Genomic DNA, 16,301 nt, shown 5'->3' on the forward strand with positions numbered 1-16,301 from the left:
TGCCGCCGGCGGCGGTTTCTCTACAATCCGCGGCAGTTTTGCCGACCCCCATTCCTCACCGGTCGGCCTGGAGCCTTTTTTCATGGACGAGATTCAACAGCGCTGGCTGTGCGCCCTGTCTGCACCCATGGCGGCGATCAATACCGGCGCCAGCTACGACGACCCGGCGTTCTGCAATGATCGCTACATCGACCTGCAGGACAGTTGGGGGATCGATGACCGTGGCCAGCTGTTCGACATGCTCGTACGGATGACCGACGAGGGCCATGCCAAGCACCTCAGCGCGGCGTACTTGGCGTGGCAGCGTTGTCTGCCAAGTGAATGGCAGGCTCTGCTCGACGACCTGAGTCTCCGCGAACGCATCCTGCATGAGTTTGCCAGTCGCACGTTCGGCAGTTGCGGGCCGGGCGGGATTCTGTCCTGGGACTATGGCCGCATGGGTTTTCTCTTGCGTTGCGCGGTGCGCAATCAGTGGGTCGACCTGGACGAAAGCAACTGGCTGCACAGCCGTTTGGCCCTCAGAGCGCAATTTCACTACGGTAGCTGGATGGCTTACTTCGATGGCTTTGTCGTGGGCCGGACGTTTTGGTCGTGCCTGAGTGCCAGCGACGATGAGCTTGCGCGTGAGCTGGACCGACAAGGCGCCAATCCCCTTAACGTGCGGATTGCCCGCGGCCTTGCCGAGAACATCCCTCAGTTTCTGGCTGATTTGCCATGGCACATGGAGATTGATCTACCACCACGCCCGGCATCGCTCAAGGAGTTCGACTGGTCATGAGTTGCTGGATCCGCCTGGGCATCGAGCCTACCAACGACGAAACCCTGATTCGCAACGCCTACCGCGCACGCTTGCCGGCGCATCACCCGGAGACTGACCCGCAAGGCTTCCAGGCGTTGCGCATGGCCTACGAAAACGCCCTGCGTCTGGCTCGTGAAGGCGAGGAAGAAGAGCCCGAACAAACGCTCGAAGCATCAGAACCCGAGGTCGTTGAAATCCCTCGGGCATTCGTGGAATTCTGCGAGCTGCTTGATGATCCTGCTCGCCGGTTCAATTTCGCTGCGTGGCAGGCATTTGTCCGGAGGCTGGATGAGCTGTCGCTGGACGTGCTCGATGAACTCAGCTGGGGCTTGTACCACCGGCTGGCCGACGCCGGTCCGTTGTCGTACCGCTGCGCAAATCTTTTGGCCAAACGTATGGCCTGGGATCAACAGTTGCTGGATCTGGGTTTCGACGACGCGCATCGGGTGGAGTCCTTTCTCCAGCGAATCGAAACGCCGGACCCGTTCGATACGGATCTGATGAGCACATGGTCAGAGGCCGCCCAGACTGAATCACTGTGGTATGCCCGTAGCCTCGACTTCATCTTCAACCAGCGTCCACTGCCTGAGTTCGCCGACTTCGCCAGTCAGCACACCTGCCTGCCGTTGCCGAATGATGCCGCGTTCCTCAAGCGTCTGCTGGTGCAGTTCACTCAGGCAGGTATTGGCGGGCCGACGTTTTTGCAGTGCTGTATCGAGCAGCAGCTTGCTGCACCGGACGATGTCGACTGGCTTTACCTGTTGGCGTGTCAGAGCAGTCTGCTGGGGCGCGACGATCAGGCATTGCCGTGCTGGATCCGGCTGTGGAACGAACATCGCCATCCGATGGCGGAAAGTTGTCTGCTGGAGCTGTGTGCCAAGCGCCAGCCGACTTTTCTGCCCTTGCTGATTCAGGCATTCGATCGTCTGCAGGGCATTTCTGCCTGGCCAGAGGATCTTGGCGATGACGCCCAGGTGTATGGCTGTCCGTCACAACATCCCGAGACGCTGAACCGTTGGCTGGGTGTCGGGCGGTTAAAGCTTGAGAGCCTTGCGCAAAGCTTTGTCGATTGGCGCGTGACCGGTGATGAACTGCCATTGCTCGCGCAATTGCTGGGCGAAAATGCCGACAGCCGATTGCTGCATTTATACCGGTACGCCTGGGCGCTGCATCGCGGTGATACGGCGTTGTTGCAGCAGATTGTGGATGCACCGCTGCCCATCGATGCCCTCGAAAGCCTGGTGATGAGCGGGTTCAAATATCAGGCCGGGCAACACCTGCACTGGTTGCGCACGGCGCCGATTGCGTCGGCCATGAGCGTGTTCAGCGATGCTGATTCAGCTGCGCGGCCATTGCCGCAGGTGCTGACCGACGGCGAGCGGCACAAGGTCTGTCGGCTGTGGTTGCGTCGCTTGCGGCCTTACAGCGACGCTGCGCTGGAACGATTGGCAGACGCGTTCAAGCTGGCTGCGCTCAAAGACGACTGTGACTTGTCCGAGCTCGACTTGATGCTCCAGTTGAGCCGTCGCGGCATTCAGTTTCCGCCAGTCGGGCTGGGTGAGGCCACTTGGGAGTGGCACGCACAGACCTTGTTTTTGCTGGCATTGCTGGACCAGCCCGAACGCTGGTTGCAACTGATTGACGCGCAGTGCGTGGAGCGCCTGCCTTTCAATCCGGCCCATCCCTTGGGTCGCCTGCAACCGTTGTTGCGGCGCTTGCAGCGTGAGCAAGGCCATTGCGCCGGTTTGCTCGGATGGTTGCAAGGCAATGACCCGGTGCACGGCTTGTTGGTGCAGCAATTGTTCAGCGTACAGCAGGCACTCGACAGTATCCGGTTGCCGGCCAATAGCCTGCTTTACACCTGCCTCGAAAGTGATCGTGCTGCCTGCGGCGACGATTTGCTGGGGTTGATGATGTTCTGGGGCGTGCTCTATCACGATCCGAGCCTGAGTGCCGAGCAGCATCGCGCGTTGTTGCAATCGATCGCGGCGATCAGTTGTGAGGACGATTGGTTCGAAGGCTTCCGCGACGGTTTGATCAAAGGCGAACCGGTGTGGCCGCCGCGCAACGTGCTGACGGATTTTGGCGTCGACAAACTGTTGGCGTACGAAGCACTGGATGCGCTCAAGGGCTTGATTCGTTATGGCGCTGCCGGGGTGCCGAAAACGCGCGTCCTGCGCCAACTGCAACAGGGCAAGGACGATGTGCAGAACAGCGTCGGCCTGCGCCTGGCTCTGTGCGCGTTATTGTCCTGGTCGGAACGATTGCTGCTGGCGAAAAGCGATGCTCAGCCGGTACCGGCGACAGCGATCTGGCGTCTGGGATCGCGGTTGGGGCGTAAGGCTTTTATCGCTCAGGTCTTGGCCTGCGTAGTGATTGCGCCAGTGGCCGGGCTGATCAGTGGCACCACGGGCGCTGGCATTCTTATCCTGCTATTGGGCGTGCTGCTGGTGTTCGGCGCCATTCTGCGCCGTTTGCACGACATGGGCCGGGGCATTCCGACGTTGCTGATCTTCATGGCGCTGACGCCGTTTTTGCCATTCCTGCCGTTGGTGTTGTTCGGGCTTGCCGGTGACAAGTTGCCCAACCGCTATGGTGTGCCGCCGGACAGCGGCGATAGCGAGACGCTGTCCGGCGGCCTGCAGGCTGCTTTACGGCGGCTCAACGGCTAGAGGCGCAGTTGATCCAACGCCTTGTTCAGCTCTGTGCGATGGCTGGCAATCTCCGCTGATTGCTGGCCGCCGAGCACGCTGGTGAAGTTGTGCAACCATTCGGCAATGTGCTCGCGTTGCTCGCCCAGACTCTGCATCCATGCCCGCTCCAGGCGGGCGAGCAACGTGCGGTTGGGCAGCGCGTCGCGTGGATGGACTTTCAGAGTAGACAGCCGGTTATGGCTGTCTCGGCGCGCTTGCTCGTCCAGGCCGGTGGGGCTGCGGTCGATGCTGTGACTGTGACGCTCGCCGGTTTCGAGCAGGGTAACGTCGACTTCGAGCAAACCGTTGATGTCATAACTGAAGCGCACGTCCAGTTCCTGGATGTGTTCAGTGGGCGTCAACGTGACATCGAAAGCATCAATCAGAATGTTGTCGCAAACCCACGGCCGTTCACCCTGATAGACGGCGATGCGCAGCACTGTTTGCTTGGGTTGGGTGGTGTAATAGCGTTCCACCCTTGAGGTCGGGATGACGGTGTTACGTTCGATGATCGGCGAAAACGCGCCGTTGATGCCTTTGCCACGCATGGTCGCAATGCCCAGCGTGTAAGGGCAGACATCGGTCAGAATCAGTTCTTCGACCGCCCCGTCACGCGCCTTGCACGCCGCTTGCGTCGCCGCGCCCAGCGCAACAATGGTATCCGGATCAAGATGTCGGTAAGGCAGGCGCCCGAACAGCGTGGCGACCATTTGCTGCACGGCGGGCATGCGCGTGGCGCCGCCGACCAGCACCAGGCTGTCGAGGTCGCGGGGCTTGAGTCGGGCATCGCGCAGCGCTTGTTCGATCGGCGCGCGCAAACGCGCCAGCAGCGGTTCCCAGATTTTTACCGCCGCCGCTTCGTCCAGTGACCATTCGAAGGTTTTGTCGGCGTGGCGCCAGCTCAGGTGTTGAGTGCCTTCGCCGAGTTTGCATTTGAGCTGCTCAAGCGCATCACCGAGGCTGGCCATGCTTTGCGCGTCGACCATTGCCGGGGTCAGTTGCCAGTGTTTCAGGCAGGCCTGCAACAGCGCAGCCGTGAAGTCTTCGCCGCCGAGAAAGTTGTCGCCGGTGGAGGCGTGCACTTCGATCAGCGGCAAAGCGTATTCCAGCACCGTGACGTCGAAGGTGCCGCCGCCCAGATCGAAGATCAGCGTGCGTTCGAACTTCTGCTCATGCAGCCCGTAAGCCATGGCGGCGGCCGTGGGTTCGTTGATCAGGCGCGTCACCGAGAGCCCGGCCAGTTCGGCGGCGAACAGTGTGCGTTTGCGTTGTTCATCGCTGAAATACGCCGGGACGGAAATCACCGCTTCCGTAACCGGGTGGCCGAGAAAGGCTTCGGCGTCCTGCTTGAGTGAACCGAGCACCAGCGCTGACAACTCTTCCGGACTGAACTGACGTGCCCCGAGCTGGACTTGTTTATCGCTGCCCATGAAGCGCTTGAACGCCGCAGCGCTGCGTTCCGGATGTGTGGTCAGGCGGGCGCGGGCAGCTTTGCCGACCAGAATCGTGTCGTCTTCATCGAGGCTGATCACCGAGGGCGTCAGCACATCACCCAGGGCGTTGGGAATCAGGCGGGCCTGACCGTCCTGCCAGACGGCGATCAGACTGTTGGTGGTGCCAAGGTCGATGCCCAGCAGAGCCGGGCGGGGGAGGGTTGCATCCTGCATGTCAGATCTCGAAACGGCGCAAAAAACGCGACCCTACAGGTTGGCGCAAATCGTGGCAATTGCGCTTCTGTTGCAACGTGCACCGGTTATGGCAGGAGCTTTTTCAGATCCTCCAGTGCAACCGGTCTGCTGTGCAGATAGCCTTGATACAAATGGCAGCCCAAACCCTGAAGGAACGCCAGTTGTTCCGGGGTTTCCACGCCCTCGGCAATCACCTCCAGCTCAAGGCTGCGCGCCATGGCGACGATTGCGCGGATGATCTCGGCATCGTTCGGATCGGTCGTCGCATCGCGAATAAACGACTGATCGATTTTCAGCGTGTCCACCGGCAGCCGTTTGAGGTAAGTCAGCGACGAATAACCGGTGCCGAAATCATCCATGGCGAAACTTACGCCGAGCTTTTTCAGCCGGCGCATTTTGCTGATGGTGTCTTCCAGATTCTGGATGACGATGCCTTCGGTGATCTCCAGTTTCAGTAGCGAACAGGGCAGGCCATGGCTGCTCATGCTGTGCTCGATGCGCTCGACAAAGTCGTTCTGGCGGAACTGTCGTGGACTGATATTCACGCACAGGCTGAAATTCAGCGGATCGACCAGCTTCAACGCAATCAGTTGTTTGAAGGCGTTGCAGGCTTCGTCGAGGATCCAGGTGCCGACTTCGAGAATCAGGCCGCTGTCTTCCAGCACTTTGATGAACTCGGTGGGTGACTGCGCGCCCAGCTCCGGGTGATTCCAGCGCACCAAGGCTTCGGCACCGATGATGCGGTTGTCGCGGGCGTCGACCTGCGGCTGAAAGTGCACGTTGAATTCACCGCGCGACAGCGCCAGGCGCAAGTCGGTCTCCATGCGCAGCCGTTCGCTGGCGGCTTTCTGCATGGTGTTGTGGTACATCTGCGTGGTGTTGCGCCCGGAATCCTTGGCCCGGTACAGGGCAATGTCGGCGCGTTTGAGCAGGTCGGTCGGCGTCGAGCCGTGATCGGGGATCAGCGCTACGCCAATGCTTGGCGTGACTTGCAGGCGCTGGCCGTCGAGGAACATCGGTTCCGAGAGCAATTCACGCAGGGTGTCGGCCAGATTGCGCACTTGCGCGCTGACTTCATTGCGCGAGCCTTCGAGACCGCTGAGCAGCACGACAAACTCGTCGCCACCGAGGCGCGCGACCGTGTCTTCCATGCGCACGCTGGCTTCGAGCCGCGCGGTGATGATCTTCAGCACCGTGTCGCCGACCGGGTGGCCGAGGGAATCGTTGATGTGCTTGAAGTGATCGAGGTCGAGAAACAGCAAGGCGCCGCGCAGGTTGTGGCGCTTGAGCAGGGCGATCTGCTGGCTCAGGCGATCCATCAGCAGGGCGCGGTTGGGCAGGTTGGTCAGCGGGTCGTGATAGGCCAGATGTCGAATCTGCGCTTCGGCGTTTTTCAGCAGGCTGACGTCCCGCGCGGTCAGCAGCAGGCACGCGGTTTCATTGAGAGTGATCGGCTCGACCGAGACCTCCACCGTCAGAATTTCCCCGCGTTTGTTGCGCCCGAGCATTTCCTGGTGGTGTACGCGACCCTTGATCTGCAACTCGGCGAGTAACGCCGAACGCTGTTTCTCTTCAGCCCAAATACCCACCTGATAAACCGTTTTGCCCACGACCTCTTCGGCACGATAGCCAGTGAGACGGCAAAAACCGTCGTTGACCTCCAGATAACGCCCGGTGTCGCGCTCGGTAATGGTGATTGCGTCGGGACTGGAGTGGAACGCCTTGGCGAATTTCTCCTCACTGGCTTTCAGCGCCGCTTCCGAGCGCTGCTGCTGGGTAATGTCGCGCAGGGTGGTGACGATACAAGCCTGGTCGCCGACGCTGATCTGCCGGCTGGAAATCACACAGGTCAGCGACTGGCCGTCCTTGTGCTGGACGATGATCGCGACATTGCTCAAGCCCTGTTCGCGAATCACCCGTTCAATCCGTTGCAGGCTTTTCGCCGAGGCGTCCCACAGGCCAATTTCTTCTGCGGTATGGCCGATGACGTCGGCGGCGCTCCAGCCGAACGTCTGGGTAAAGCTGTTATTGATCTCGATGAACTCGCCGCTGTCCTGGCGGGTGACGCAGATCGGGTCCGGGCTGACCTGGAACAGCGTGGCGAATTTCTCTTCCGAGGCCACCAGCCGCTGTTCACGCTCGACCTGATCGGTGATGTCGAGCAGTGTGCCGGCCATGCGCAGCGGTGCGCCGTCGTCGTCGCGGTAGAGGCGGGCGCGGCTTTCCAGATAGCGCGAACTGCCGTCCGGCAATTGCACGCGATAGGTCAGTTGATAATTGCCCGCCGGGCCTTCGCGCAGGCTGCGGTAGGCGTCGCGCATGCTGTCGCGCTCTTCGCCGGGCACGCCTTCGAAAAACTCTTCGAATGATTCATGAAAAGGTTTCGGTTCCAGCCCGTGCAATTGCGCGGCCCGCGCTGAACCGTAGAGCATGCCGCTGGGGATGTGCCAGTCCCAGGTGCCGAGCTGTGCCGAGTCCAGTGCCAGATCGAGGCGTTCCTGGCTGTCCTTCAAGGCGTGTTCGGCGGCTTTGCGTTCGGTGGTGTCGAGGAAGGTGCTGAGCAGATACGGCTGGCCTTCGAGCTCGACTTTCTGCGCACTGAGAATGCCGTCGTGAATCTGCCCGTTGCTGGCGCGAAACTGCACCTCCATGCTGATCAATTCGCCCTTGGTGTTGGTCTTCTTGACCAGTTCGCCGCGCTGTTCGGGGTGCACCCACAGGCCCAGTTCCAGCGTGGTGCGGCCAATAGCGCTTTGTACCGGCCAGCCGAACAGGCTTTCGAAATACTGGTTGGCCTCACTGATCAGGCCGTCTTCCTGGCGGGTGAGCAAAACCATGTTGGGGCATAGGTGAAATAGTGTGGCGAAACGTTTCTCCGAGCTGCTCAGCGCTTGCTCGCGTTGGCGCTGGTGGGTGATTTCGCGAATCACCCCGATCATTCGGGGGCGGCCGTTTTTGTCCGGCAGCAGACTCCCGCTGATCTCCAGCCAGTGCAGGCTGCCGTCAGGCCATTGGATGCGGTGGTGCATGGCTTGCTCCAGCGGCGCACCGGCAATCACCGCGTGGAAGGCGCGCACGGTTTTCGCGCGGTCTTCCGGAGGCAATAAATCGAGGTATTCGAGGTCTTCCGGCAACGGCTGGCGTGGATCGAAGCCGAACAACGCCTGAGTGCCCCGTGACCAACTGATCTGCCCGCGCTCGATGTCCCAATACCAGGCGCCGAGCCGCGCGCCGTTGAGCGCCGCCAGCAATTGCGGCGCACTCTCCCAGCTCTGCTCGGAATGACGCGGGTCAATCGCCTGAATACGCGGCATCGGCGGAGTTCGGTCAACAGATTTCGGCATTGTGGACAGGCCTTGAGCTGATGGTGTCATTAGGCACAGGGGCAGCGGCTCTATAGGAGTAGCACAAGTTGGCCTCAAGTCCCTGGCAGATCGAGTTGTGCGTCCAGCAATGCCATAAAGGCTCTCGCCGCATTCGATAGCGTCCGTTCGGTATGCAGGATATAGCCTAGCTGGCGAGTGAGTTGTATGCCCGGTAAAGCGATGCTCGCCACCTGATCATCGAGCATGGTGCGCGGCAAAACGCTCCAGGCCAGGCCAATCGACACCATCATCTTGATGGTTTCCAGGTAGTTGGTGCTCATGGCGATGTTCGGCGTCAGGCCCTGGGCCTCGAACAAGCGTTGGACGATGTGGTGCGTGAAGGTGTTGCCACCGGGGAAAACCGCCGGATGACCGGCGATGTCCGCCAGATTGACGGGGCCATTGCTGATCAGCGAATGCTCAGGGGCAACCACGAAATCCAGCGGGTCGTCCCACACCGGCGTGGCTTTGACCAGTGCGTGCGGCTCTGGCGCCAGGGTGATGACCGCCAGTTCGGCGCGGCCATGGAGAATTTCCTCGTAGGCCACTTCCGAATCTAGGAACTGAATATCCAGCGCCACCTGTGGGTAACGGCGGGTGAATTCCCTTAATAGAGGCGGCAAACGGTGCAGGCCAATGTGGTGACTGGTGGCCAGCGTCAGGCGACCGCTGACTTCGCCGGTGAGGTTGGTCAGGGCGCGGCGGGTGTCATCCAGCACGTTGAGAATCTGATAAGCCCGTGGCAACAGGGCGCGGCCGGCCTCGGTCAGGCCGACTTCACGGCCCAGTCGATCGAATAGGCGCACCTTCAATTGCTGCTCCAGCCCGGCGATGCGTTTGCTGATCGCCGGCTGCGTCAGATGCAGACGTTCGCCGGCGCCGGAGAAGCTGCCGGTCTCGGCAATCGCGATAAAAGCGTTGAGGTTGGCCAGATCCATGTTCGTATTCCAGTTGGTTATCCAAAGCATAAAAAATATGAATTTGAGTTATTTAATCTAACCCCATAGGATCGGCCTCACAAGCCAAAGGGTTATTGATAAGCCCAGGGCATAGAAACAAGCTGATGAGGAACCGTCTGATGGCCGGCAAAACGCTCTACGACAAGCTCTGGGATTCGCATTTGGTCAAGCAGCGCGACGATGGCTCGGCGCTGATCTATATCGATCGTCATATCATTCACGAAGTGACTTCGCCGCAAGCCTTTGAAGGCCTGCGTCTGGCCGGGCGCAAGCCTTGGCGCATCGATGCCAACATCGCGACCCCGGACCACAACGTACCAACGACTCCTGAGCGCAAGGGCGGCATCGAAGCCATTGCCGACCAGGTCTCGCGTTTGCAGGTTCAGACCCTCGATGACAACTGTGATGAATACGGCATCGTCGAGTTCAAGATGAACGACGTCCGCCAAGGCATCGTCCACGTCATCAGCCCGGAGCAGGGCGCGACCTTGCCGGGCATGACCGTGGTCTGCGGCGACTCGCACACATCGACCCACGGCGCGTTCGGCGCTCTGGCGCACGGTATCGGCACTTCCGAGGTCGAGCACGTGCTCGCCACCCAGTGCCTGGTCGCCAAGAAAATGAGAAACATGTTGGTGCGCGTTGAAGGGCAGTTGCCGTTCGGCGTGACCGCCAAGGACATCGTTCTCGCGGTGATCGGCAAGATCGGCACTGCCGGCGGTAACGGCCACGCCATCGAATTCGCTGGCAGCGCGATCCGCGACTTGTCCGTCGAAGGCCGCATGACCATCTGCAACATGTCCATCGAAGCTGGTGCCCGCGTCGGTCTGGTGGCGGCGGATCAGAAGACTGTCGACTATGTGAAAGGCCGCCCATTCGCCCCGAAAGGCGCGGAATGGGACATGGCCGTCGAAGCCTGGAAAGATCTGGTCTCCGACGCCGATGCCAAGTTCGATACCGTGGTTGAACTCGACGCTGCGCAGATCAAGCCGCAAGTCAGCTGGGGCACTTCGCCGGAAATGGTATTGGCCGTTGATCAGAACGTGCCGGACCCGGCCAAAGAGATGGATCTGGTCAAACGCGACTCGATCGTCCGTGCCTTGAAATACATGGGTTTGACCGCCAATCAGGCGATCACCGACATTCAGCTGGATCGCGTGTTCATCGGTTCCTGCACCAACTCGCGTATCGAAGACTTGCGCGCTGCGGCAGTGATTGCCAAGGGCCGCAAAGTCGCTTCGACCATCAAGCAAGCGATCGTGGTGCCGGGCTCGGGTCTGGTCAAGGCGCAGGCGGAGGCCGAAGGTCTCGACAAGATTTTCCTCGAAGCCGGTTTCGAATGGCGTGAGCCGGGTTGCTCGATGTGCCTGGCGATGAACCCGGACCGTTTGGAGTCCGGCGAGCATTGCGCCTCGACGTCCAACCGTAACTTCGAAGGCCGTCAGGGCGCCGGTGGCCGCACCCACCTCGTCAGCCCGGCCATGGCGGCTGCGGCAGCGGTGAACGGTCGTTTCATCGACGTTCGTGAATTGATCTAAAGGAGCGCAGCATGAAAGCTTTTACCCAGCACACTGGTCTTGTCGCGCCTTTGGATCGTGCCAACGTCGACACCGACCAAATCATTCCCAAACAGTTCTTGAAGTCGATCAAGCGCACCGGTTTCGGCCCGAACCTGTTCGATGAATGGCGTTACCTCGATGTTGGTCAGCCGTATCAGGACAACTCCAAGCGCCCGTTGAACAAGGACTTCGTGCTCAACGCCGAGCGTTATCAAGGCGCCAGCGTGTTGCTGGCCCGTGAGAACTTCGGTTGCGGCTCCAGCCGTGAACACGCGCCATGGGCGCTGGAAGAATACGGTTTCCGCAGCATCATCGCGCCGAGCTACGCCGACATTTTCTTCAACAACAGCTTCAAGAACGGCTTGCTGCCGATCATCTTGAGCGACGCTGAAGTCGATGAGTTGTTCAAGCAGGTCGAGGCTGAGCCGGGCTATCAATTGCAGGTCGATCTGCAAGCGCAGACCGTGACCCGTCCGGATGGCAAGGTGTACAGCTTCGAGATCGATGCGTTCCGCAAGCACTGCCTGTTGAATGGTCTGGACGATATTGGTTTGACCTTGCAGGACGGTGATGCGATTGCGACGTTTGAGGCCAAGCATCGGGTTAGCCAGCCGTGGTTGTTCCGCGACGCATAAGCAACTTTTGAATTGATGCAGTTCAGGCTGGCCTCTTCGCGAGCAAGCTCGCTCCCACAGGGGAATGCATTTCAAGTGTGGGAGCGAGCTTGCTCGCGAAGGCGTTAGTCCAGGCAATAAAAGGCTAAAACCCAGAAGGATGTGACCATGACCAGCACCGCCCAGCACACTCAGGTCGTACAAAAGCAATTCGGTGAACAGGCCGCCGCCTACCTGAGCAGCGCCGTTCACGCTCAAGGCACCGAGTTCGCCCTGCTACAGGCTGAGCTGAAAGGGCAGGGCAGCGCCCGGGTGCTGGATCTGGGCTGCGGCGCCGGTCACGTCAGTTTTCACGTGGCACCGCTGGTCAGGGAAGTGGTCGCCTACGACCTGTCGCAGCAAATGCTCGACGTGGTCGCCGCCGCTGCCGTTGATCGCGGCATAAGCAACATTGCCACGGTCAACGGCGCCGCCGAGCGTCTGCCGTTTGCCGATGGCGAGTTCGACTTCGTGTTCAGCCGTTATTCGGCGCATCACTGGAGCGATCTCGGCGTGGCCCTGCGCGAAGTGCGTCGGGTGTTGAAGCCGGACGGTGTGGCGGCGTTCGTTGATGTGTTGTCACCGGGCAGTCCGTTGTTCGACACTTACCTGCAAAGCGTCGAGGTGCTGCGTGACACCAGTCATGTGCGCGATTATTCCGCCGCCGAATGGCTGCGTCAGGTCAGCGAGGCCGGTTTGCATGTAAGCAGTACCACGCGTCAGCGCCTGCGTCTGGAGTACACCAGTTGGGTTGAACGCATGCGCACGCCTGAAGTGATGCGCGCCGCGATCCGCCAGTTGCAGCAGTCGATGGGCCAAGAAGTGCGTGAATATTTTGAGATTGATGCCGACGGCTCGTTCAGTACAGATGTAATCGTATTGATGGCTGAGCGATAAGAATTTTTCCGGGCGCGCCTAAGTTGGCGCACCGACTGAAGACACGAGGAAAGCATGAGCAAGCAGATTCTGATTCTCCCAGGTGACGGTATTGGTCCGGAAATCATGGCCGAAGCGGTCAAGGTGCTGGAGTTGGCCAACGACAAATACAGCCTGGGCTTCGAGCTGAGCCATGACGTGATCGGTGGCGCCGCCATCGACAAGCACGGCGTGCCGCTGGCCGATGAAACCCTCGACCGTGCCCGCGCTGCTGACGCCGTGTTGCTGGGCGCCGTTGGCGGCCCGAAATGGGACACCATCGAGCGTGACATCCGCCCTGAGCGTGGCCTGCTGAAAATCCGTGCGCAACTGGGCCTGTTCGGCAACCTGCGTCCGGCGATTCTGTACCCGCAACTGGCCGATGCTTCGAGCCTGAAGCCGGAAATCGTTGCTGGCCTGGACATCCTCATCGTCCGTGAACTGACCGGCGGCATCTACTTCGGCGCGCCACGCGGCACCCGTACCCTGGAAAACGGCGAGCGTCAGTCCTACGACACGCTGCCATACAGCGAGAGCGAAATCCGCCGCATCGCCCGTGTCGGTTTCGACATGGCCATGGTCCGTGGCAAGAAGCTCTGCTCGGTGGACAAGGCCAACGTGCTGGCTTCCAGCCAACTGTGGCGTGAAGTGGTCGAGCAAGTGGCCAAGGACTATCCAGAAGTCGAACTGAGCCACATGTACGTCGACAACGCCGCCATGCAACTGGTGCGCGCGCCGAAGCAGTTCGACGTGATCGTCACCGACAACATGTTCGGCGACATCCTGTCCGACGAAGCGTCGATGCTCACCGGTTCCATCGGCATGCTGCCGTCGGCCTCGCTGGACTCCAACAACAAGGGCATGTACGAGCCGTGCCACGGTTCGGCGCCGGACATCGCTGGCAAAGGCATCGCCAACCCGTTGGCAACCATTCTGTCGGTGTCGATGATGCTGCGTTACAGCTTCAATCTGCACGACGCGGCTGATGCTATCGAAAAAGCTGTCAGCGTTGTCCTTGATCAAGGGCTGCGTACTGGCGACATCTATTCGGCCGGTTGCACCAAAGTCGGTACGCAGGAAATGGGCGACGCAGTAGTCGCCGCGCTGCGGAATCTGTAATCTCTCGGGCCCGCTGCGAAATTCAATACAAAGCAGCGGCCCACTTTTCAAGAAGGTGTAGTTGCGATGAAACGTGTAGGTCTGATCGGTTGGCGCGGGATGGTCGGTTCCGTGCTCATGCAGCGGATGCTGGAAGAGCAGGATTTCGATCTAATCGAGCCGGTGTTTTTCACCACGTCCAACGTCGGTGGCCAAGGCCCGTCCGTGGGCAAGGACATTGCTCCGCTCAAGGATGCTTACAGCATTGACGAGCTGAAGACCCTCGACGTGATTCTGACCTGCCAGGGCGGCGACTACACCAGCGAAGTGTTCCCCAAGCTGCGCGAAGCCGGCTGGCAGGGTTACTGGATCGACGCGGCCTCGAGCCTGCGCATGAACGATGACGCGGTGATCATTCTCGATCCGGTCAACCGCAAGGTCATCGACCAGCAGCTCGACGCGGGCACCAAGAACTACATCGGCGGCAACTGCACCGTCAGCCTGATGCTGATGGGCCTGGGCGGTCTGTTCGAAGCCGGTCTGGTCGAGTGGATGAGCGCCATGACCTATCAGGCGGCCTCCGGTGCCGGCGCGCAGAACATGCGTGAACTGATCAAGCAAATGGGCGCGACCCACGCTGCTGTCGCCGATCAACTGGCTGATCCGGCCAGTGCGATCCTCGACATCGACCGTCGCGTGGCCGATGCCATGCGCAGCGAAGCGTACCCGACCGAAAACTTCGGCGTACCGCTGGCCGGCAGCCTGATCCCGTGGATCGACAAGGAACTGCCGAACGGCCAGAGCCGCGAAGAGTGGAAAGCCCAGGCCGAGACCAACAAGATCCTCGGTCGCTTCAAGAGCCCGATCCCGGTCGACGGCATCTGCGTGCGCATCGGCGCCATGCGTTGCCACAGCCAGGCGCTGACCATCAAGCTGAACAAAGACGTGCCGATCGCCGATATCGAAGGGCTGATCAGCCAGCACAACCCTTGGGTCAAGCTGGTACCGAACCAGCGCGAAATCAGCATGCAGGAGCTGAGCCCGACCAAGGTCACCGGCACCCTGAATGTTCCGGTCGGTCGTCTGCGCAAGCTGAACATGGGTTCGCAGTTCGTCGGTGCCTTCACCGTTGGCGACCAACTGCTGTGGGGCGCGGCCGAGCCGCTGCGTCGCATGTTGCGGATTTTGCTTGAGCGTTGATTGCTTGAAGTAATGAAAGAACCCGTGCCTTGAAAGGGGTGCGGGTTTTTTTATGCCTGGAGTTTCCAGGCACCGCAAATGTCGGGCAGAAATTGCCTGTGCGCCAGTCACCCGGTAAAGTGCCGCTCCCCCCGTTTCGCCAGAGGCTCGCACCATGACCCAGACCCTAGATATTGCCGTGATCGGCGCCACCGGTACTGTCGGCGAAACCCTCGTTCAGATTCTCGAAGAACGCGACTTCCCGGTCGGTAATCTGCACTTGCTGGCGAGCAGCGAATCCGCCGGCAGCTCGGTGCTGTTCCGCAACAAGAACGTGCGCGTTCGCGAAGTCGACGAGTTCGATTTCAGCAAGGTCAAACTGGTGTTTTTCGCCGCTGGCCCGGCTATCACCCTGAGCTACGCCGCCCGTGCCCACGCCGCCGGTTGCTCGCTGATCGACCTGTCCGGCGCGCTGCCGGCCGCTCAGGCGCCGCAAGTGGTGCCGGAAGCCAACGCCGAAGTACTCGCCGGTTTGAAAGCGCCGTTCCAGGTCAGCAGCCCGAGTCCGTCGGCCACCACCCTCGCCGTGGTGTTGACGCCGTTGCTCGATCTGATCGACCTGCAATACGTCAATGTCAGCGCCAGTCTGGCGATGTCCGCCCAAGGTCGCGAAGCGGTGACTGAGCTGGCGCGGCAAACTGCCGAGCTGCTGAATATGCGCCCGCTGGAACCAACGTTTTTTGATCGGCAAGTAGCGTTCAACCTGCTGGCCCAGGTCGGCACGCCCGACGCGCAGGGTCATACACCGCTGGAAAAACGTCTGGTGCGCGAGCTGCGTCAGGTGCTGGCACTGCCTTTATTAAAGATTTCCGCAACTTGCGTTCAAGCCCCGGTGTTTTTTGGCGATAGCTTTAGCGTGACCTTGCAGTCAACGCAGGCTGTCGACCTGGAAAAGGTCAACTCTGCACTCGAAGCAGCGCCGGGCATTGAGCTGGTCGAGGCCGGTGATTACCCGACTGCAGTCGGTGACGCGGTAGGGCAGGATGTTGTCTATGTCGGTCGCGTGCGCAACGGTGTCGACGACCCGGCGGAACTAAATCTGTGGCTGACGTCAGATAACGTACGCAAAGGCGCAGCCCTAAACGCTGTGCAGGTGGCTGAATTGTTGATAAAAGACCTGCTGTAAAAGATACTTGGCAACAATTTGTCGACTGATTCTAGGTGAGCGCTATGCTTGCCCAGATTGCTTGATAACGTGTCACCCTCCGGGACTTTCCGGGGCATCAAAGAAATGATCGCGCGCGACATCTGTCGTCGTCGCGCGCAATGCCTTACGGCAGCGGTATTCAACATCTTCTCGCTGGCCGAGGAACGTTCAAACAAAGGATGAGGC

11 protein-coding genes are annotated in these 16,301 nt (G+C 60.3%); 8 read left to right on the plus strand and 3 right to left on the minus strand.

The window, feature by feature from the left end:
• Positions 1 to 82: 82 nt before the first annotated feature.
• The gene (locus tag GTU76_RS14645) at positions 83 to 778 is read left to right on the plus strand and encodes a DUF1266 domain-containing protein (protein WP_180698904.1); all 696 of its coding nucleotides are present in this window, start codon (positions 83 to 85) and stop codon (positions 776 to 778) included.
• Positions 775 to 3,471, plus strand: coding sequence for a DUF805 domain-containing protein (locus tag GTU76_RS14650; RefSeq protein ID WP_180698905.1), 2,697 nt, complete (start codon positions 775 to 777; stop codon positions 3,469 to 3,471). Before GTU76_RS14645 ends, GTU76_RS14650 begins: the two co-directional genes overlap by 4 nt.
• On the opposite strand, the gene GTU76_RS14655 is transcribed toward GTU76_RS14650, so the two are convergent.
• From GTU76_RS14655 to GTU76_RS14665, 3 genes are all read right to left on the minus strand, one after another.
• Entirely contained in the window at positions 3,468 to 5,159 is a 1,692-nt protein-coding gene (locus GTU76_RS14655; RefSeq protein ID WP_180698906.1) for a molecular chaperone HscC, read from the minus strand. The genes GTU76_RS14650 and GTU76_RS14655 overlap by 4 nt on opposite strands.
• An 86-nt stretch (positions 5,160 to 5,245) precedes the next feature.
• Positions 5,246 to 8,524, minus strand: a complete 3,279-nt coding sequence (locus tag GTU76_RS14660; RefSeq protein WP_180698907.1) for a sensor domain-containing protein — start codon at positions 8,522 to 8,524, stop codon at positions 5,246 to 5,248.
• Between the two features lie 74 nt (positions 8,525 to 8,598).
• A complete protein-coding gene (locus GTU76_RS14665; RefSeq protein WP_016984526.1) occupies positions 8,599 to 9,483 on the minus strand; it encodes a LysR family transcriptional regulator in 885 nt (294 codons plus the stop codon).
• A 140-nt stretch (positions 9,484 to 9,623) separates the two neighbouring features.
• Between GTU76_RS14665 and leuC the strand changes: the two genes are divergently transcribed.
• The 6 genes from leuC to GTU76_RS14695 all read left to right on the plus strand — a co-directional run bounded on the left by leuC (position 9,624) and on the right by GTU76_RS14695 (position 16,094).
• Complete coding sequence (gene leuC, locus GTU76_RS14670) at positions 9,624 to 11,042, plus strand: 3-isopropylmalate dehydratase large subunit (RefSeq protein ID WP_180698908.1); 1,419 nt, start codon at positions 9,624 to 9,626, stop codon at positions 11,040 to 11,042.
• Between the two features lie 11 nt (positions 11,043 to 11,053).
• A complete protein-coding gene (leuD, locus tag GTU76_RS14675) occupies positions 11,054 to 11,698 on the plus strand; it encodes a 3-isopropylmalate dehydratase small subunit (protein ID WP_007913445.1) in 645 nt (214 codons plus the stop codon).
• A 147-nt stretch (positions 11,699 to 11,845) separates the two neighbouring features.
• Positions 11,846 to 12,613 carry a class I SAM-dependent methyltransferase gene (locus tag GTU76_RS14680; protein WP_180698909.1) on the plus strand — a complete coding sequence of 256 codons (768 nt, stop codon included), beginning with the start codon at positions 11,846 to 11,848 and terminating at the stop codon, positions 12,611 to 12,613.
• Between the two features lie 54 nt (positions 12,614 to 12,667).
• Positions 12,668 to 13,750, plus strand: a complete 1,083-nt coding sequence (gene leuB / locus GTU76_RS14685) for a 3-isopropylmalate dehydrogenase (protein WP_003226430.1) — start codon at positions 12,668 to 12,670, stop codon at positions 13,748 to 13,750.
• Positions 13,751 to 13,816: 66 nt separating this feature from the next.
• Positions 13,817 to 14,929 carry an aspartate-semialdehyde dehydrogenase gene (asd, locus tag GTU76_RS14690; protein ID WP_007913448.1) on the plus strand — a complete coding sequence of 371 codons (1,113 nt, stop codon included), beginning with the start codon at positions 13,817 to 13,819 and terminating at the stop codon, positions 14,927 to 14,929.
• Positions 14,930 to 15,083: 154 nt separating this feature from the next.
• Positions 15,084 to 16,094, plus strand: a complete 1,011-nt coding sequence (locus GTU76_RS14695) for an aspartate-semialdehyde dehydrogenase (protein WP_180698910.1) — start codon at positions 15,084 to 15,086, stop codon at positions 16,092 to 16,094.
• Positions 16,095 to 16,301 lie beyond the last annotated feature (207 nt).

The organism is Pseudomonas crudilactis (genome assembly GCF_013433315.1).
Classification (GTDB): Bacteria; Pseudomonadota; Gammaproteobacteria; order Pseudomonadales; family Pseudomonadaceae; genus Aquipseudomonas; species Aquipseudomonas crudilactis.

Bases quoted from the DNA above. Each gene is read 5' to 3' on its own strand.
- GTU76_RS14645 (WP_180698904.1), top strand. From the start codon at position 83: ATGGACGAGATTCAACAGCGCTGGCTGTGCGCCCTGTCTGCACCCATG.
- GTU76_RS14650 (WP_180698905.1), top strand. From the start codon at position 775: ATGAGTTGCTGGATCCGCCTGGGCATCGAGCCTACCAACGACGAAACC.
- GTU76_RS14655 (WP_180698906.1), bottom strand. From the start codon at position 5,159: ATGCAGGATGCAACCCTCCCCCGCCCGGCTCTGCTGGGCATCGACCTT.
- GTU76_RS14660 (WP_180698907.1), bottom strand. From the start codon at position 8,524: ATGCCGAAATCTGTTGACCGAACTCCGCCGATGCCGCGTATTCAGGCG.
- GTU76_RS14665 (WP_016984526.1), bottom strand. From the start codon at position 9,483: ATGGATCTGGCCAACCTCAACGCTTTTATCGCGATTGCCGAGACCGGC.
- leuC (WP_180698908.1), top strand. From the start codon at position 9,624: ATGGCCGGCAAAACGCTCTACGACAAGCTCTGGGATTCGCATTTGGTC.
- leuD (WP_007913445.1), top strand. From the start codon at position 11,054: ATGAAAGCTTTTACCCAGCACACTGGTCTTGTCGCGCCTTTGGATCGT.
- GTU76_RS14680 (WP_180698909.1), top strand. From the start codon at position 11,846: ATGACCAGCACCGCCCAGCACACTCAGGTCGTACAAAAGCAATTCGGT.
- leuB (WP_003226430.1), top strand. From the start codon at position 12,668: ATGAGCAAGCAGATTCTGATTCTCCCAGGTGACGGTATTGGTCCGGAA.
- asd (WP_007913448.1), top strand. From the start codon at position 13,817: ATGAAACGTGTAGGTCTGATCGGTTGGCGCGGGATGGTCGGTTCCGTG.
- GTU76_RS14695 (WP_180698910.1), top strand. From the start codon at position 15,084: ATGACCCAGACCCTAGATATTGCCGTGATCGGCGCCACCGGTACTGTC.